The sequence below is a fragment of the Rhodopseudomonas pseudopalustris genome, assembly GCF_900110435.1.
Classification (GTDB): Bacteria; Pseudomonadota; Alphaproteobacteria; order Rhizobiales; family Xanthobacteraceae; genus Rhodopseudomonas; species Rhodopseudomonas pseudopalustris.
This window is the reverse complement of sequence record NZ_FODT01000007.1, coordinates 225,862-243,860: the sequence shown is the minus strand read 5'-3', so window position 1 is coordinate 243,860 and position 17,999 is coordinate 225,862. Positions and strand designations below refer to the sequence as shown.

Sequence of the window (17,999 nt, the reverse complement as noted above, 5' to 3'; positions counted from 1 at the left end):
GGTTCCTCGCGGACTGAAGGCCCTGCTCCCCACGACACGCCGCATCTTGGTCGCGACGGCAGTCATGATCGGGTTCGCAGCACTCGCGGTCGGATTCCAGTTTTCAAAGCGTGGCGAGTTCACTCCCACCCGTCAAACCGAAGCCGCTGCAACCTTCGTCGGCAGCGAAACATGCGCTGGCTGTCACCAAACCGAAGCAAATTCGTGGAGTACATCGCAGCACAAGGCCGCTATGCAGCACGCCACCGACCGGACCGTGCTCGGCAATTTCAACGATGCAAGCGTCGACTACTACGGCTCGCGCTCCCGCTTCTTCCGCAAGGACGGCAAGTTTTGGGTCGAGACCGATGGTGCCGGCGGCAAGCTGGCGGTGTTCGAGGTGAAGTATACATTCGGTATCGATCCCTTGCAGCAATACCTGGTCGAATTCTCCGACGGACGCCTGCAGGCATTGCCGCTCGCCTGGGACGCGAGACCGCAGGACAAGGGCGGCCAGCACTGGTTTCACCTCTCACCCCATGAGGAAATCCGGCACGACGATATCCTCCACTGGACCAAGCTGAACCAGAACTGGAATTTCATGTGCGCGGAGTGTCACTCGACCGGACTGCGCAAGAATTACGACGCCAGAACGGATCGTTTCGCGACGACCTGGGCGGAGATCAGCGTCGGCTGCGAAGCCTGTCATGGGCAGGGCTCGCGTCACGCCGCCTGGGCGCGCGATCAGCACAGTTGGTGGCCGTTCGGCCGGCGGCGAGACACCAGTAAGGGATTGCTGGTTCGTTTCGACGAACGCCAAGGCATCATTTGGCCGATGGACCCACGAAGCGGGAACACGCAACGCTCGGCAGCCCCGGCAACGCTACGCAAGGAGGTCGAAACCTGCGGTCTCTGTCACGCCCGCCGGGCCGGCTTCGACGAGAACTGGATACCGGGGCGATCCTTGTCGCAAACCCATGCCGTCGAAGCGCTTGCGCGCAACACCTACCATGCCGACGGCCAGATCCGGGACAACGAGGAGGCGTATAACTACACCCCTTTCAGGCAAAGCAGGATGTTTGCCGCCGGCGTGACTTGTAGCGACTGCCACGAGCCGCACAGCGGCAAGCTGCGCCTCGCCGGCGAAGGCGTCTGCCTGCAATGTCACGCGTCCGACAAATATGCCGGCGTGGACCATCGCCGCCACGCCGCGATCGACCGGGCGCCGACCTGCATCTCGTGCCACATGCCGACCCGGACCTATATGGTGATCGATGTCAGGCACGATCACGCGTTCAGAATTCCGCGCCCTGATCTTTCCGTCACGCTCGGGACCCCGAATGCCTGCAACGACTGTCATCAGGACAAGTCGCCACAGTGGTCGGCGGCAGCCGTCGAACGATGGTACGGCCCGGTCCGCAAGGACTTGCGGTCTTACGCAGCGGCATTTCATGCCGCCCGCACCGACCAGGTCAATGCTGCCGCGCTGCTATCTGTGCTCGCGGCGGATCGCCAGGCGCCCGCCGTGGTTCGCGCCAGCGCGCTTGGCGAACTGGGCTCGCGCGTCTCGGCCGCGCATGTCACGATGACCCGAGCCGCTCTCGCCGATCCTGATCCGATCGTGCGGATCGGTGCGCTCGACATGTTGGACAACGTTCCCGTCGGTCAGCTCTGGCCCTTCGCGTCCCCGTTGTTGTCCGATCCTGTCCGCGGGGTCCGGATCAGGGCGGCAGCGCTGCTGGCGGCGGTGCCGACCGCAAGCCAGCCAGAACGGGACCGAGTGGCATTCGATCGTGCGGCCTCTGAATTTGTCGATGCGCAACGCGCCAATGCCGAGCGTCCGGAAGCCCGGACCATGCTTGGAAATTTTCTGACGCAGCGCGGCCTGATGTCCGAGGCTGAGGCCGAATACAGGGCGGCGCTCAGTCTGAGCCCACAATACGCCACGGCCGCGATCAACCTCGGTGACCTCTATCGGCAGCGCGGCCGGGACAGCGAGGGCGAAATTGTCCTTCGCGCCGCATTGGCGGTTTCTCCGCGGGATGCGGCGCTGCATCACGCGCTGGGCCTCAATCTGACGCGCCTGAAGCGGCCCGACGACGCGCTCGGCGAATTGCAGCGCGCGACGGATCTCGAGCCGGAGCAGCCGCGTTACCCTTATGTCTACGCTGTTGCGCTGCATTCCAGCGGCCGCCGCGCAGAAGCCATGACCGTCCTCAAGGGCGCCCTCCGCACCCATCCTAACAATCCCGAGATTCTTCGGGCCCTCGTATCGTTCACCCAGATGGCCGGCGATGCTCCGGCGGCGCTCGGTTATGCCGAGCAGCTCGCCATCGTCACGCCGGATGACAAAGAGCTTGCGGAGGTGATCCTCAAGCTTCGCAGCGCCGCCACGCCGCGACAATGACGGCTGCGGGTTTGGATCGGCCGAACTCCCAACAGTCCGCGTCCGCCTCTCTGCGACGCCGAATTCAAACGCCAATCGCCAAGCTTCCAATCTAGGATTACTGCCACAGCACTCCGCCTCACCGAGAGGGGCGGCTCGCGACCGTCACGGACGCGGCGGGAGCGGTGGACGCTGCTTGGCGTCGGCCGGGGGGGCGCTGTCGCGCGCAATTTTCAGATGGCTCCCGCGCGCAACTTCAAATGTCACCTCCACACCGTTTCTTTCGCATATCTGATTTTCGTACTTTCCGGTTGCGCTTATATTGCGCACGAAATACCTAATCCGGAACCGTGAGGCCATCACATTAACTCATAATCGCAGATTGGATCTCTGAAGTGTTTAAGACGATGGTGGCGTCTCTGATCGTTTTCTTCGTGGCAACATCCACCTGCTCTGCCGAACGAATTGATCTCAGTTCCTCTGCATCCATTCTGCATTTCAACTCACCGCCGGCAGTCGAGGCCGATCGAGCTATCTTTGCCGGCTATGCGACAGGCAGCGGCGGCATCGAGGTCGTCCGAATAGACGACAAGAAGGTCTCTCGACGAGCGACCATTCATCGCTATGACACCCCAGACGACCACTCTGCTCCCGCATTATCGGAGAGGGACGGATCGTTGCTGGTCGCCACTTCCCACCATAGCAGCGACCTTTTCGTTTACCGGGTCGATTTGAAAACTCTCGATTCATCGCTGATCTGTCACCTCACGGGCCGTTTCACCTATCCACGCTTCATCCGGGCTGGTCCTACGTCGAAGCTAATCGTCCGCACGGAGGCGAACCAGGGCGGCGGGCTCGGCGTGATCGATATCAGCGGTCACGCCTGCTCATCGCCGGTTGAAGTCATTCCGGCCGATCCGAGGAAATTCATCTACGCAACTCCGCCAGCCCATATTGATAATGATATCTGGATCGCGTGGAGCGTCTACGATCTCGACCGAAATCGACACGAAGGCGTCTTTGCTGGAACGATTACCGGCACCAGGCGGATCACGATCAAAGAGCCGGCAAGTGAAGGGCCGGAGGTCATTGCGTGGTCGATCGACAGCGGCGGCGTCGACCATGTTGTTTTCAGCGGAAACATGGAGTGTTGCGACAAGGGGGCGCAGCGACTGGTGCGGACGTCGCTGGATGGGCGTCATCTCTCCGAGACTGAAAACGGCAGGATGATTTATTACCCATCAGCGAAACCAACTCATTGCGGGAGTAGTAAGTCGCTCCCCTTTATGTCGCAGCGAGTTTCACACAAGGTCGAAATCGCAAGCGAAATTCATAGTTTCGACCATAAATCGAAGGACTTCAGGTCTTCGGTGTTCATCTGCATTCGTTGAAGGGCTGACAAAACCCGCCGTACAAGCCACCGGTCCCTTGACAAAATTCCTATAGGATCATATACCTCGCTCATCCCGCCTCACCGAGAGGGGCGGCTCGCGATCGTCACGGACGCGGGGCGGGATGCGGTGGCGACGCCGCGGTGTTCGATGCAGGGGAGTGCGGTCGAGTAATCGGGCGCGCGAAGCAGGCTGACGACCACACCGCGGCGATGGCGGCCCAAACCGCGAGGTCCCGGCGCGATCGCCTTCGCGCCACGAGGCAGAGCCACATCTGCGCCCTTGTCGGGGCGCAGCTCTGGGGTTCGTCAGTCCTCACAACGGTGGTCCTACGCACGGACCGGCCGCCGGGGGCCCCGTCGCGGAGCAAGCCGACAAAACCCAACGCGCGCGGAACGCCGGATGTTTCCGGCGCAACCGTGGTTTCTAACTCGTGTGCTTTTTCACTTTGCACACGAGGCCGCGGGTGCATCGGGCACCCGGCGTTCCGCGCGCCCTCTTTCCAAAGAGGGCGAAGCGACCGCAGCAAACCCCGGGCGCTTAGCGCCGCGGGATCGCGAAATTGTGGCTGTTTGGGACGTGGCTGTTTGACAGTTGAATCAGATCGACGTTGAGATGGGGGCAGACCTCGCCACCCACTCTGCCCCGTCATCTCCCGGCTCGACCGGGCGACCCAGTATCCCAGAGCGTTCGCGCTGCGAAACGGCGAAGTGAACTGCACCTGCCGCGTGTCACCATCAGCGCTCTGCGATACTGGATCCCCCGATCCGCGGGGGATGACGACAGGGGCTGGTGCGGCGGCTGCACCTCCCGAACTACACCCGGCAGTGACGTCAGTCATCGCCCGGCCCGCTGATTGGCGCAGCGCCTACTGCGCCACCCGCCGGCGCGGCGGGCGGGGTTGTTCGGCGCGCGCGGCCGTGGGCGGGGCGACCTGTAGGCGCGGCGGCGCCGCCTGCTCCTGCGCAGCGTTGTTGCTCGGCCCGAACAACAGACGCGTCGGGTTCCGGTCGAGATTGTTCACCGCCCGGCTGATATCGACCAGCGTGCGGCGGCCGTCGATGATCAGCGCGTTGGAGCGCTTGTCGAGGTTGTCGGCGAGTTCCCGGAACGACTTGACCGCCTGGAACAGCTCGCCGCCGTCCTTGCCGCCGGCCAAGGCGTCGATCCCCTGCATCACGCTGTCGGTCTTGCCGATCACACCGTCGACCTTGACCATGATGCTGTCGATCTTGTCCGAGCTGCGCGCCAGACTGGCGGTGAAGGTCTGCAGGTTCGACAGCGACTCCTTCACTGTTTCGGCATTTTCGGCGACGACCTTGTTGAGGTTGCGCAGCGTCGCCTTCACCGATTCCGAGATATCCATCAGCAGCTCGGGGTCGGCGGTCAGCACCGGCACGCCGTCCTCGTCGAGCGGTACCGGCGGGGCGGAATCCAGTCCGCCCTTCAGCGAAATCGCCGCGACCCCGGTCAGGCCCTGGAACTCGAGCCCGACCAGCGTGTCCTTGCGGATCGGCGCGGTGTTCTCGACCATCGCCAGCGCCACCACGCGCTTCGGATTGTCGAGCTTGACCGAAATCACCTCGCCGACCCGAACGCCGTTGAAATTGACGCTGCCGCCGTTGCGCAGGCCCGAGGCCGCGCCTTCGAACACCACCCGCAGGGGGCTGCGCGCCTTGGTGGAATGAAGACTTTGGAACCACAGCACGAAGCCGAACGCCGCGGCGATCACCGCCAGGGTGAAAGTGCCGATCAGGAAGTAATTCGCCCGCGTTTCCATCAATCTACTCCAACGACGCCCGGCGCCGCACGACGGACGCATGGCCCCCCTTGCGCGCCAATTGCGGACTCAAAGCGGCGCCCGCCTCTGAAAACAACATCTCGCCCGGCAAGACCGACCATGCCTAGCCGACCACCGCGCGCGCGCGCTTGCCATGAAAGTACGACCGCAGCCACGGATGCTGCGACGCCTGCATATCCGCCATCGATCCGGCCGCAATCACCTTGCCGTCTCCGAGAACGGCAATCCGGTCGCACGCGGTATGAAGGCTGTCGAGGTCATGAGTTACCATGAAAACGGTGAGACCCAAAGTGCGCTGCAGCGTGCGCACCAGTTCGTCGAAGTCGCCGGCCCCGATCGGATCGAGGCCCGAGGTCGGCTCGTCGAGAAACACCAGCTCCGGATCCAGCGCCAGCGCCCGCGCCAGCGCGACGCGCTTGATCATGCCGCCCGACAACTCCGACGGGTAGCGGTCGATGACTTCCGGCTTGAGGCCGACCATCACCAGCTTGGCGATGGTGATCTCGTCGAGCAGCCGCTGCGACAGCTTGAGATATTCGCGCACCGGAAACTGGATGTTCTGGCGCACCGTCAGCGACGAGAACAGCGCGCCCTGCTGGAACAGCACGCCCCAGCGCCGCTCGATGCCGCGGCGCTCGACCTTGCCGGCGGCGTCGAGGTCGACGCCGAACACCTCGATCTGGCCGCTGAGCTTCGGCACCAGCCCGATGATGGTGCGGGTCAGCACCGATTTGCCGGCCCCCGACGGGCCGACGAAGCCGAGGATCTCGCCGCGACGGACGTCGAGATCGAGATTGTTCAGCACCTTGGTGGCGCCGAACTGCACGGAGACGTCGCGGACCCGGATGATCGGGTCGTTTGCTTCGGGCGCCATCGTCAAATCCCGATCGAGGCGAAGAAGATCGCGAACACGCCGTCCATCACGATCACGAAGAAGATCCCCTTCACCACCGAGGCGGTTGTGTGACTGCCGAGCGACTCGGCGCTGCCCTTCACCGCCAGCCCTTCGACGCAGGCGACGATGCCGATCACCAGCGCCATCACCGGCGCCTTGATCATACCGACGGTGAAGTGATTGATCGAGATCGCGTCGCGCAGCCGCAGCAAGAACGCCTCCGGATCGACCCCGCCATACAGCCACGCCACCAGCCCGCCGCCATACAGCGCCGACATCGCGCCGAGAAACGTCAGGATCGGCATTGCCAGCAGCAGCGCAATCAGCCGCGGCACGATCAGCACGTCGATCGGGTCGAACCCCATGGTGCGCAGCGCGTCGATCTCCTCGCGCATCTTCATCGAGCCGAGTTCGGCGGTGTAGGCGCTGCCCGAGCGGCCGGCGACCATGATCGCCACCAGCAGCACGCCGATTTCGCGCAGCACCAGCACGCCGAGCATGTCGACCACGAACACGTCGGCGCCGAACCGGCGGAAATGGAAGATGCCCTGTTGCGCGATGATGCAGCCGATCAGGAAAGTGATCAGCACGACGATCGGCACCGCGCGCCAGCACACCTGCTCCAGATGATGCACCGTCGAGGTCAGACGGAACGTCGTCGGATGCAGGATTGCCCGCATCACGCCGGCCAGCACCGCGCCCAACATGCTGATCAACGCGACGATGTCGTCCGCGAAGACATACATGGTCCGACCGAGCTTCTCGATCGGCGCCCGCAATGCCCCGCCCGATGCGACCGCCGGGACGTCCGGTTGGACCTGGCGGACCTCGTCGACCAGGCTCGCATAATTCGCCGACAGTCCCGCGATCCGGGCCTCGACGCCATCCTGGGTGAGATTTCGGCGCAGCCGCTCGATCAGCCAGGCGCCGAAGGTGTCGAGCCGTGCGACTTCAGACACATCGATGAAGATGTTCGGCCGCGTCCCGGTCAATTTCTCGGCGTCGGCGACGATCCGCTCGAGCGACGGCGCGAACCGCGCGGTCCAGGAACCTGCGGCGCACAGGGCCAGCCCCTCGCCTCGCGCGATATGTTCGAGCGTCGGACCGCCGTCCAATGCCAGCTGCTGTGCCATTTTGAGCCAATCCGGAGTTCAATCAGCGACTTGTGAGGAAGGGTCAGTACCAGCCATACTTAGTTGCGCCGGGCAACCCTCCGGTTTCAATGTGCCGGAAATCCGGATGACTTCCACTCAACTGCCCGAATTGACCGCCCGTATCGAGCGCTGGCCGATCGCGGGCGCCTTCACGATCAGCCGCGGCGCCAAGACCGAAGCGGTCGTGGTGATTGCCGAGATCAGCCGCAATGGACAAGCCGGCCGGGGTGAATGCGTTCCCTATGCCCGCTATGGCGAGACGCCTGATGCGACCCTGGTCGCGATCGAGGCGATGCGCGAGCCATTGCGTCGCGGGCTCGACCGCGCCGGCCTGCACTCCGCGATACCGCCGGGCGCCGCGCGCAACGCGCTCGATTGCGCGCTGCTCGACCTCGAGGCCAAGGCCAGCGGCCGGCGCGCCTGGGACGTGCTCGGCAGCGCCGCGCCGCGCGCCGCGATTACAGCCTTCACCATCTCGCTCGGCACGCCGGACGCGATGGCCGAAGCGACCGAGAGGGCCGCCGCCCGCCCGCTCCTGAAGATCAAGCTCGGCGGCGACGGCGACGACGCCCGAATCGCCGCGGTCCGCCGCGCGGCGCCGCAGGCCGAACTGATCGTCGACGCCAACGAGGCGTGGACGCCCGACAACCTCGCTCGCAACCTGGCGGCCTGCGCGGATGCCGGCGTCACGCTGGTGGAGCAGCCGCTGCCGGCCGGGCGCGATGAGGCGCTGGCGCAGATCAGGCGGCCGATCGCGGTCTGCGCCGACGAAAGTCTCCACGCCCGCGGTTCGCTCGAAGGCCTGCGCGGGCGCTATGACGCGATCAACATCAAGCTCGACAAGACCGGAGGCCTGACCGAGGCGATCGCGATGGCGAAAGCGGCGCGGGCGCTCGGCCTCGACATCATGGTCGGCTGCATGGTCGCAACCTCGCTGTCGATGGCGCCGGCGATGCTGCTGACGCCTTATGCCCGTTTCGTCGATCTCGACGGCCCCTTGCTGCTCGCCAGAGACCGCGACAACGGCCTGCGCTACGACGGCAGCACCGTCTATCCGCCTGAGCCCGGACTGTGGGGCTGATCGCTCGCCGGCGGCGCCTCCAGCCGGCGACGCGACAAGACCACAACGACCGCCGCGGTGAATGCCATCACCGCCATCAGATCATAGACGGCCAAGCCGTAGCGCTCGAACAGCGCGCCCGACAGCATCGCCGCGCTGCTCATCGCGAGCCCCGAGCAGGCGGTGTAATAGCCCTGCGCACGCGCAATGACGTGCCCGGGCGCGTGGCGGATCAGCAGCCCCATGGTGCCGAGTTGCGTCAGGCCGAATGTCAGGCCGTGGAGCAGCTGCACGGCGACGAGGACGGCGAGCGGCGGATCCTGAGCGGTGATCAGCCAGCGCACGACCGCGCTGAGCGCGCCGCCGAGCATCATCAACGCCGGCGACAGCGTGAAACGCGGCGACAATGCGAACACGACGATCTCGGCGAGGACGCCGAGCACCCAGAGGCTTGCGATCGTCATGCCGCTGTAGCCTGCGCCCTGCCAGACGATCGACCCGAACGTGTAGTACGCGGCATGGCTGCCCTGGATCATCCCGGCCGGGATGATGATCGCAAGAAAGGCCGGATTGCGCAGTAGCGCGACGCGACGCGCAGGCCCCTGTCGCGCGCCCGGGGCATCGAGCGGCTGCAAGCCAAGGGCAGCGATGACGCCGAGGCCCGCTGAGGCCGCGATCAACCAGATCAGGTGTTCTGGCGAGATGATATCGGCCAGCGCCCCGCTCACCAGCGCGCTGACGACGAAGGCCGCAGACCCCCAAAGCCGTAGCGGTCCGTAGTTCAGGCCGAACCGCGCCACCGCCTTGAGGGCATAGCCGTCGGTCAGCGGCACCATCGGCGTCCAGGCGCAAGCGGTCACCATGAACACCGCGAGGATCGCCAGCGGGCCTCGTAGCACTCCGAGGCATATGAAGCCGATCGTCGTGACGATCGCCGTGATAACAAGCGCCGCGCGTAGCGCCTGGCGCCGTTCCGCCTCGGCGGTGATGAACGGCAGCACCGTGAAACGCGTGATCGCCGGCGTCGCAACGATGATGCCGATCCACCACGCCTCGATGCCAATCGCTTTCAGCCACACCGTAAAGAACGGCAGATAGGCGCCGGTGACGCCGAACACCGTCGCGTAGAACACCGCGAGCCCTGCAGCGAATCGCTTTGGAGCCTTGGCTCTGATGGGGATTCCTGATTCGGTAGACATCAATTCAATTGCGATTCGACGCGGATCGTGGTGATCGTTATCCTGACGCACAGTGATTTGTGCAATGAGTCCCTGATGGCCGACGAAGCTTTCGCACTCTCGCCGATCTCCGCTCGCCCGGCCATGCCGAGCGACGCTGACTACGATGCGATCCGCGAAGCCTTCATGGAAACCTCGCGCGGACGCTGGTTTCTCAGCGAATACGCCAAGCGCAACCGCAACGCCGACACCCACATGGTGCTCGATGCGGTGGCGCGAATCGAGAAGAACCTCGCCGCGCAGAAGCAGCCGATCGGCCCGTCCTTGAGCGAATCACTGATCGCGATCCGGGCCGTCGTCGGCGAAGCGCGCGCCGGAGTCGCGAAGGCGATTGCAGGGCTCGAGAACGACGCCGTGCTGGTGGCAGCGCATGACGGGGTCCGGATCATCCGCGAGGTGTCCTGGACGCTGCGCGAATGCGGCGCCGATATTCGGATCTGCAACCTGCTCGATACCCAGCTGTCGGCGATCGATGCCGGCCATCGGCTGATCGCGGACGTCGACAGCGAGGCTGCGCTGGCCACCTTCGACAGGCTGCTCGACCGCATCCACGAACTCGCCGGCGAAGCTCGCATGAGCCCCGGCGAATCGCCCATTGCAAACCAGGACGAACCGGCATTCCCGACCGCCGATGGCGAACTGCCCGAAGCTGCGGCCGCGATTGAGCCGGCCGCAGAGTCCGTCACTGAAGCGCCCGAGCCGACCGCAGTCGCAGAGCTGGTGGCAATGGCAGCGCCGGACGCAGCGGCTGCGCCAGAAACAATGGCAACGCCGGAGGCAACAGCAGCGCCGGACGCAACGGCAACGCCCGAAGCAATGGCAAGGCCGGAAGCGACACCCGAGTCCGAGCTGGTGATCGTGACCGCGGCCGAGACCGACGGGATCGAGTTCGTCGAGCCGATGGCAACGCCGGCCGACGTCGGGCCGACGACTTTGCACCATCAGTCGGCCGCTGTTGCAGAGACCTCCGAAGCACAAACCGCAAGCGAGGACGAGGCTGCAGACGTCGACGCGATGCTCGATCTGATCGCGACCGAGATGTCGGCCCCGCAGCCTCCCGAACCCGGCGAACTCGAAGCGGCAATCGCTGCCGCACAGGCCGATGCCGAACAGACGACCGAAGCCGGGATCGCCGCCGTCGAGCGCTCGGAGATCGAACAGCTCGCTGTAGAAGTCGCAATCCAGCAGCAACATGCGGAGGCCGCAGGGCTCGCCGAAGCCGCGGCGCCGTCGATCGATGTCTCGACGTTCGAGATTGGCGAGCGTGGCGAGCCGTTGCACGGAACGCAGCACGCAGCGCAGCCGATCATGGCCGCGGCCGCCACGATGTCAGCGCAGACGCCCGCCCCGGGGGCAACGGCGTCGCTTGGCGCGGCGCTGATCGCGAGCGGTGTCGTCGCGCAACCCTCACAGCCGCGTAGCGACCCGCTGGCGCCGTTGCGACGGATGAGCCAGGCCGAGAAGGTCGCGTTCTTCTCCTGAGCCTTACCTTGTCGCGTTTTCAACGAAGTGGATATCGGCTCGCGTCAAGAGAACGCGTCAATGCCGGAGCTCCAGGAACCTTGCCTTCAGGGCCTCGCCGCTAAGCAATCAGCCTCGCGAACAAGTCTGCATCGACATTGCCGCCTGACAACACGATCGCGATGGTCTTACCGCGCGCATCGATATGCCCCGCAAGCAATGCCGCCAGCGCCACCGCGCCGCCGGGCTCGACCACCAGCTTCAACTCACGGAATGCGAAGGCCACTGCGGTCGCGACCTCTGCGTCGGATGCCGTGACGCCGCGCGCCAGAAGCTGCTGATTGATCGCGAAGGTGAGTTCGCCGGGGATCGAAGCCATCAGCGCGTCGCAGATGGTGCGGCCCTGAGCGCGATGCGGCTCGCGGCGACCGGCGGCGATCGAGCGGGCGTGATCGTCGAACGCTTCCGGCTCCGCCGACATCACCGCGGCCTCGGGAAAGCGCGTCGTTACCGCGACCGCAGTGCCGGCAACGAGCCCGCCACCGGAGGCCGGAGCGACCACGATATCGGGCGTGACGCCGAGCGCGGCGAGGTCTGCCGCGATCTCGCGGCCGACCGTTCCCTGCCCAGCGATCACCTTGGGATCATCATAAGGCGGCACCAGCGTCGCGCCGCGGCTGTCGGCGATGTCCCGCGCGATCGCTTCACGATCCTCGCGTTCGCGATCGTACAGCACCACCTCGGCGCCGTAGCCCTTGGTGCGCTCGCGCTTCGACGCCGGCGCGTCGGCCGGCATCACGATGGTGGCGCGCATCCCGAGAATCTGCGCCGCCGCGGCGACGCCCTGGGCATGGTTGCCCGAGGAAAACGCCACGACGCCGCCGCCCCGCGCCTGCTGCGGGATCGACGACAGCTTGTTGAAGGCGCCGCGAAACTTGAACGAGCCGGTCCGCTGCAACATCTCCGGCTTCAGATACACGCGTGCGCCGGTGGCGGCGTCCAGCGCCGGCGACGTCAACAACGGCGTGCGCACCGCATAGGGCGCGAGCACCTCGGCCGCCGCGTCGATATCCGCAGCGGTGATCGGGAACGAGAGCTGATCCATCATGGGCGGATCGTAACGCGGCGAGGCTCGGCGCGGCAACGCACGTTGGCTTGAGGTCAGGCGACCAGACGCCGCGGTTTTGCGGAATCCGCGGCGAGAACTTGACCGGGGTCCATCATCCAGACCCGGGTGACATTGTCGATGAAAGCGCGCGCCGACGCGGTCCAGGTGTGGTCCGCGGCAAAGCCGAGGCAGGCGTCGCGCGAGATCCCAAGCGCCCCGAGGCAGGCCTGTCGCAGGTCGTCGCTGAGCACGCCGACCGGCGCATCGCCGATCACATCGCGCGGGCCGGTCACCGGGAACGCGGCGACCGGGACGCCGCTCGCCAGCGCTTCGAGCAGCACCAGCCCGTAAGTGTCGGTCAGGCTCGGAAACACGAACACATCCGCTGCAGCATAGACCTGCGCCAGCGCCTCGCCCTGCTTGGCGCCGAGGAACACCGCCTGCGGGAAGTCGCGCTGCAGCGCCGCCCGCGCCGGCCCGTCCCCGACCACGACCTTGGTGCCGGGCAGATCGAGCCCGACGAACGCTTCGAGGTTCTTCTCGACCGCGACGCGTCCGACCGACAGGAACACCGGCCGCGGCAGGCCGAGATCGGCGCCCGCGCGGGGATGAAACAGCTCGCCGTCGACCCCGCGCGGCCACAGCACCACATTGCGGAAGCCCCGTCCGCGCAGCTCATCGGCCAGCGCCGGCGTCGCCGCCATCACCGCGTGGCTGGCGCCGTGAAACCGGCGAAGCAAGGCCCAGACCCAGGATTCCGGAATCGGCATACGCGCCGAGACGTATTCCGGGAAACGGGTGTGAAAACTGGTGGTGAAGCGCAGGCCGCGCTTGCGGCAGTAGCGCCGCGCGGCCAGCCCAATAGGCCCTTCGGTCGCGATGTGGATACAGTCGGGCTGCGCCGCGATGATCATCCGCGCCACCTTGGCCGGATTCGGGATCGCGATCCGCAGATCCGGGTAACTCGGAAGTCGCATGGTCGGAAAGGTTTCGGGCGTCAGGAACGTGACTTCGGCGCCGAGCGACTTCGCCGCCTCGGCCATCATGGTCAGCGTCCGCACCACGCCGTTGACCTGCGGATGCCAGGCGTCAGTGGCGATCAGGATGCGCATCAGGCGGCACGCGCCGCGACCGTCGGCACCGGCAGATTGCGCTTCAGTGGATCGGTCCAGGTGATGATTTCGAAACTGCCGTCCTCGTGCTCGGCCAGCGCCGTGCAGCTTTCGACCCAATCGCCGCAGTTCATGTAGCGAATACCGTGATCGTCGCGGATCGCGGCGGTGTGGATGTGGCCGCAGATCACGCCCTCGGTGCCGTGGCGGCGGGCTTCCTGCGCCAGCGTCTGCTCGAACGCCCCGATGTAGTTCACGGCATTCTTGACCTTGTGCTTGGCCCATTGCGACAGCGACCAATACGGCACGCCGAACCAACGCCGCAGCGCGTTGACCATGCGGTTCAGCCGGATCGCGAGGTCGTAGGCCTTGTCGCCGACATGGGCGAGCCAGCGCGCGTTCTGCACGACGAGGTCGAACATGTCGCCGTGGATGACCAGATAGCGCCGGCCGTCGGCGCCGGTGTGGATCGCGGTTTCCGCGACCTCGATGCCGCCGAAATGCGTGCCGTAGTAGGAACGCAGGAATTCGTCGTGATTGCCGGGAATGTAGATGACGCGCGCGCCCTTGCGCGCCTTGCGCAGCAGCTTCTGCGCGAAGTCGTTGTGCGATTGCGGCCAGTACCAGTTCGATTTGAGCGCCCAGCCGTCGATGATGTCACCGACCAGATAGATCGTGTCGGCGTCATGGACGCGCAGGAAATCCAACAGCAGATGGGTCTGCGAACCCCGCGCGCCGAGATGAACGTCTGAAATGAAAAGCGTACGGAAACGCCGTTCCGGGCCGTCGTCGCTCATCGGTCTATGTCCCATGCCAGGCTGCCACGGCAGCGAATGACAATGCGGTGGCTTCACGCCGCCAGCGGTGGGCCGGCTCGCTCGAAACACACCAGCGTGTAGATGCCGAACGGCTTGATCTTGCGCCGCTCGATCAGAATTGCGTCGCTGTTCGCCTGCGCCCAGGCCTGCAATCGCGCAAACGGAAATTCAGGGCGCAGACCCAGTCCGCGCGTCTTCTGCGCCGCCCAGCGCTCGACTGCGGCGGCGACGCCGACTTCCGAGTAAAGATGATTGACCAGGATGATGCGACCGCCGGGCTTCACTACGCGGTGGCACTCCGACAGCACGCGCTCGGGATTGGCGACCAGCGTGATCACGAACTGCGCCACTACGCAGTCGAAACTCGCGTCGGCGAAGTCCATGTGGTGCGCATCCATCTGGCGTACGTCCTTCACCCACGGATAGCGGCCGGACAACATCTTGGCGCGGGCTTTCTCGAGCATCGGCGCGCTGAGGTCGATACCTATGATCTCCGTCGAGGCATCGTAATCATCGAACGAAAGCCCGGTTCCGACGCCGACTTCGAGGATCCTGCCGCCCTGCGCCCGCGCTTCGGCGGCCGCGGCGCGACGCCCCTTGACCATCACCGGCCCGCACACTGCGTCGTAGATCGGCGCCCAGCGAGCGTAGGCGGTTTCAACCAGGGATTTGTCGAGGTCGGGGGTCATCGGGTCCGTCGCGAATCTGGAAATCATCATTGATTTCCGATTAGCAGCGGAGTGCGACGGTGCTGCGACAACCCGTCCCGCAGTCCCTCCGGCCTTAGTCGAAGGCGTGGAAATGATGAATCGGGCCGTGGCCTTTGCCGACTTCGAGGCGGTCGGCGGCGGCGATGGCCTCGCTGACCCAAGCCTTGGCGTGACCGATCGCCGTCGCCAGTTCCTCGCCCTTGGCGAGTTGCGCGGCGATCGCTGAGGACAGCGAGCATCCGGTGCCGTGGGTGTTTCGGGTGTCGATCCGCGGCGCCACCAGCACCAAAGTGCCGGCTTCGCTGAACAAATAGTCGGTGCTCGTCGGCCCGTGGCCGTGGCCGCCCTTGATCACCACTGCACCGCAGCCGAGCGCCAGCAGCCGACGGCCCTGGCTTTCGATCGCCGCCTGATCGGTCGCCACCGCTTCGTCCAGCAGCGCGGCCGCCTCGGGCAGGTTCGGAGTGATGATCCGCGCGCGGGGGATCAGCATGGTTCGCAGCGCTTCCACGCAATCGTCGGCGATCAGGCGATCGCCGGAGGTCGCGACCATCACCGGGTCGAGCACGACGTTGGCGGCTGACCAGCGGTCGAGGCCGGCGACGATGGCTTCGATCACCGGCCGCTGCGAGACCATCCCGATCTTGACGGCGGCGACCGCGAGATCGCTGAACACCGAATCGATCTGCGCGGTGACGAACTCAGCCGGCACCGAATGGATCGCGCTCACGCCGAGTGTGTTCTGCGCGGTCAGCGCCGTGATCACCGAGGCGCCGTAGACGCCGTTGGCGGCAAACGATTTGAGGTCGGCCTGGATCCCTGCGCCACCGCTGGAATCGGACCCGGCGATCGTCAGCGCGATCGGAATAGCCATGTCATGCTCGTCGTCGTCATCTGAGGCCGGCCGGCGCCGAACCCATGCTTTCGGACCGGTGGTAGCGTGCCGCCAAGGTCGCCGCAAGCTTGCCACGCCAGGTGGTTTTGGGCTTGATGGGGCCAAAGCAAGACCCGGAGAGACAAGCGATGGTCCCCTTTTTCGTTCAATTCAAATGCGAGCTCGGCAAGTCCTATGCCGTGGCCAATGCGATCGCCGAGGCCGAGATCGCGTCGGAGATCTATTCGACCGCGGGCGACTACGATCTGCTGGTGAAATTCTACGTCGACCGCGCCACCGACATAGGCCACTTCGTCAACGAGAAGGTGCAGGTGATCCCAGGCATCAAGGACACCCACACCATCATCACCTTCAAGGCGTTCGGGCCGAAATAGCGCCCGGCCTCCGTTCCGGGTCTCAATTCTTGCGCGGCGGGCGCGACGGCCCGTCGACCGGCGGCAGCGACTTCACATAGGCGGCCATCGCGTTGCGATCCTCGGCGCTCATTTGCGAGGTGTTGCGGATCACGCGGGCCATCGAGCCGCCGGCGCTGTCGCCCTCGGGCGTCTGACCGGTCTCGAGGAAATAGGCGATATCCTTCTCGCTCCAGTCTTTCAGGCCCTTCGAGGTGATATTCGGCACCCAGCCCTTGCCTTCCGGATCAGGCCCGCCGGCGAAACGCTGCGATGCCACGATGCCGCCGAGGGCATTGCGGGGGCTATGGCATTCGGCGCAATGGCCGAAGCCGTTGACCAGATAGGCGCCGCGATTCCATTGCGCGGTCTGTGTCGGGTCCGGCGCGAAGGTCTTGTCGTCCAAGAACAGCAACTTCCAAACTCCGACAGCGCGGCGAATGCTAAACGGAAACGGCAGTTCGTGCGGAGCCGCCTGCCCGGCCACCGCCGGCAGTGTCTTGATGTAGCCGAACAGATCGCGGACGTCGTCCAGCCGGGCATGCGCATAGGATGGATAAGGAAACGCCGGATACAGATGCGCGCCGTCGGGCGACGTGCCCTTGATCACCGCACTGACGAAATCCGCTTCGCTCCATTTGCCGATGCCGTCGTTCGGATCGGGCGAGATGTTGGGCACGTGGAACGTGCCGAACGGCGACGGCATCGCCAACCCGCCGCCGAGCCTGGTGCGGTCATTCTGATTTGGGGTGGCGTGGCAGGAGGCGCAGCCGCCTGCATCGAATGCGATCTTGCCATTGGCGAGGTCGGGCGTCCGCGAGGGCAGCGCACTGGCGGCGATCGTTGCCGGCGTGGTGAGGACCCATAACCCGCCGCCGACGATGAACGCGATCACGACGATCGCCAAACCAAATCTTCGAGCCACTGCCGCTCCTCACTGGCGAAGGCAACACCCGTCGAATCCGCCTTCTCGGGGCAGATCCCAGCGCACAGGTCAAAGGCGGACGCGTGCGGCGCCCGCCTTTCCTGCGGAGACTAACCGTCCTTCAGACGGAAGGTTTCGTGGCAGCTGCCGCACTGCTTGCCGATCGGCTGGAATGACGCTTTCAGCGTGTCGACATCCTTGATCTTGCCCTGCGCTGCGTTTACGGCCTTGGCAAAATCCGCGATCTCGGCATCAAACTTGGCGCGCTCGTCCCAGATCTTCGGCGACGAACTGTATTTGCTGTCGAACGCCTTCAGGCCCTTGACGCTGGCCGGAAACAGCTTCGGCAGCTCCTTCGCGGTTTCGTCGAACTGCTTCAGCGCCGCATCGACCGCGGCCTGATCGTAAGGCTTGTCGCCCTTCGCCATCGCGCCCAGCAGCATGGCGTTGCGACCGTTGTCTTTCATCAGCTTCTGGGTTTTGTCGACGATATCCTGCTGCGCGACCACCGCGCTCACGCTCAGCAACAAGGCTCCGGCTACTACAAATGTTCGCAACATCAATCATCTCCCACTGGCTCAATTCGAACGAAGCGCGGTTCGGCAGCCTGCCCCGAACCGCACCATGGAAACCCCGATCCAATCGGACTATTCCATATCGCGCATATGACGAAG

16 protein-coding genes are annotated in these 17,999 nt (G+C 65.2%); 5 read left to right on the top strand and 11 right to left on the bottom strand.

What is annotated here, in order from left to right:
* The first annotated feature begins 64 nt into the window (after nucleotides 1-64).
* Together BMY71_RS15520 and BMY71_RS15515 are read left to right on the top strand one after the other, a co-directional pair.
* Entirely contained in the window at nucleotides 65-2,386 is a 2,322-nt protein-coding gene (locus BMY71_RS15520) for a tetratricopeptide repeat protein (protein WP_092684901.1), read from the top strand.
* 374 nt (nucleotides 2,387-2,760) lie between these two features.
* Nucleotides 2,761-3,756, top strand: coding sequence for a hypothetical protein (locus BMY71_RS15515; protein WP_139202652.1), 996 nt, complete (start codon nucleotides 2,761-2,763; stop codon nucleotides 3,754-3,756).
* Between the two features lie 868 nt (nucleotides 3,757-4,624).
* Here BMY71_RS15515 and BMY71_RS15510 read toward each other — a convergent pair.
* The 3 genes from BMY71_RS15510 to BMY71_RS15500 form a co-directional block, all read right to left on the bottom strand.
* Nucleotides 4,625-5,536: an MlaD family protein gene (locus BMY71_RS15510; RefSeq protein WP_041805213.1), complete on the bottom strand. Its 912-nt coding sequence runs from the start codon at nucleotides 5,534-5,536 to the stop codon at nucleotides 4,625-4,627.
* Nucleotides 5,537-5,660: 124 nt separating this feature from the next.
* Complete coding sequence (locus tag BMY71_RS15505; protein WP_011502058.1) at nucleotides 5,661-6,431, bottom strand: ABC transporter ATP-binding protein; 771 nt, start codon at nucleotides 6,429-6,431, stop codon at nucleotides 5,661-5,663.
* 2 nt (nucleotides 6,432-6,433) lie between these two features.
* Complete coding sequence (locus BMY71_RS15500) at nucleotides 6,434-7,585, bottom strand: ABC transporter permease (RefSeq protein WP_011502057.1); 1,152 nt, start codon at nucleotides 7,583-7,585, stop codon at nucleotides 6,434-6,436.
* 106 nt (nucleotides 7,586-7,691) lie between these two features.
* Here BMY71_RS15500 and dgcA point away from each other — a divergent pair, with 106 nt between their 5' ends.
* On the top strand, nucleotides 7,692-8,687 hold the full coding sequence (gene dgcA / locus BMY71_RS15495; protein WP_092684897.1) for an N-acetyl-D-Glu racemase DgcA: 996 nt from the start codon (nucleotides 7,692-7,694) through the stop codon (nucleotides 8,685-8,687).
* Here dgcA and BMY71_RS15490 read toward each other — a convergent pair.
* Nucleotides 8,657-9,865: an MFS transporter gene (locus tag BMY71_RS15490; RefSeq protein WP_092684895.1), complete on the bottom strand. Its 1,209-nt coding sequence runs from the start codon at nucleotides 9,863-9,865 to the stop codon at nucleotides 8,657-8,659. The genes dgcA and BMY71_RS15490 overlap by 31 nt on opposite strands.
* Before the next feature lie 75 nt (nucleotides 9,866-9,940).
* Here BMY71_RS15490 and BMY71_RS15485 point away from each other — a divergent pair, with 75 nt between their 5' ends.
* Nucleotides 9,941-11,386, top strand: a complete 1,446-nt coding sequence (locus tag BMY71_RS15485; protein ID WP_092684893.1) for a hypothetical protein — start codon at nucleotides 9,941-9,943, stop codon at nucleotides 11,384-11,386.
* 100 nt (nucleotides 11,387-11,486) lie between these two features.
* On the opposite strand, the gene BMY71_RS15480 is transcribed toward BMY71_RS15485, so the two are convergent.
* The 5 genes from BMY71_RS15480 to thiD form a co-directional block, all read right to left on the bottom strand.
* The gene (locus BMY71_RS15480) at nucleotides 11,487-12,473 is read right to left on the bottom strand and encodes a threonine/serine dehydratase family protein (RefSeq protein WP_092684891.1); all 987 of its coding nucleotides are present in this window, start codon (nucleotides 12,471-12,473) and stop codon (nucleotides 11,487-11,489) included.
* A gap of 53 nt (nucleotides 12,474-12,526) precedes the next feature.
* Nucleotides 12,527-13,585 carry a glycosyltransferase family 4 protein gene (locus BMY71_RS15475; RefSeq protein ID WP_092684889.1) on the bottom strand — a complete coding sequence of 353 codons (1,059 nt, stop codon included), beginning with the start codon at nucleotides 13,583-13,585 and terminating at the stop codon, nucleotides 12,527-12,529.
* Nucleotides 13,585-14,382 (bottom strand): UDP-2,3-diacylglucosamine diphosphatase, encoded by a 798-nt coding sequence (locus BMY71_RS15470; RefSeq protein ID WP_011502051.1) that lies wholly within the window; start codon nucleotides 14,380-14,382, stop codon nucleotides 13,585-13,587. Before BMY71_RS15470 ends, BMY71_RS15475 begins: the two co-directional genes overlap by 1 nt.
* Before the next feature lie 53 nt (nucleotides 14,383-14,435).
* Nucleotides 14,436-15,092 (bottom strand): class I SAM-dependent methyltransferase, encoded by a 657-nt coding sequence (locus BMY71_RS15465; RefSeq protein WP_011502050.1) that lies wholly within the window; start codon nucleotides 15,090-15,092, stop codon nucleotides 14,436-14,438.
* A 94-nt stretch (nucleotides 15,093-15,186) separates the two neighbouring features.
* Nucleotides 15,187-15,987, bottom strand: coding sequence for a bifunctional hydroxymethylpyrimidine kinase/phosphomethylpyrimidine kinase (thiD, locus tag BMY71_RS15460; RefSeq protein ID WP_092684887.1), 801 nt, complete (start codon nucleotides 15,985-15,987; stop codon nucleotides 15,187-15,189).
* A gap of 149 nt (nucleotides 15,988-16,136) precedes the next feature.
* On the opposite strand from thiD, the gene BMY71_RS15455 reads away from it, so the two are divergent.
* Nucleotides 16,137-16,382 carry an Lrp/AsnC ligand binding domain-containing protein gene (locus BMY71_RS15455; RefSeq protein ID WP_041805211.1) on the top strand — a complete coding sequence of 82 codons (246 nt, stop codon included), beginning with the start codon at nucleotides 16,137-16,139 and terminating at the stop codon, nucleotides 16,380-16,382.
* Between the two features lie 22 nt (nucleotides 16,383-16,404).
* Here BMY71_RS15455 and BMY71_RS15450 read toward each other — a convergent pair whose 3' ends face one another.
* Nucleotides 16,405-17,325, bottom strand: a complete 921-nt coding sequence (locus BMY71_RS15450) for a c-type cytochrome (RefSeq protein ID WP_092684885.1) — start codon at nucleotides 17,323-17,325, stop codon at nucleotides 16,405-16,407.
* A 110-nt stretch (nucleotides 17,326-17,435) separates the two neighbouring features.
* Entirely contained in the window at nucleotides 17,436-17,885 is a 450-nt protein-coding gene (locus BMY71_RS15445) for a c-type cytochrome (protein WP_092684883.1), read from the bottom strand.
* Nucleotides 17,886-17,999: the final 114 nt, after the last annotated feature.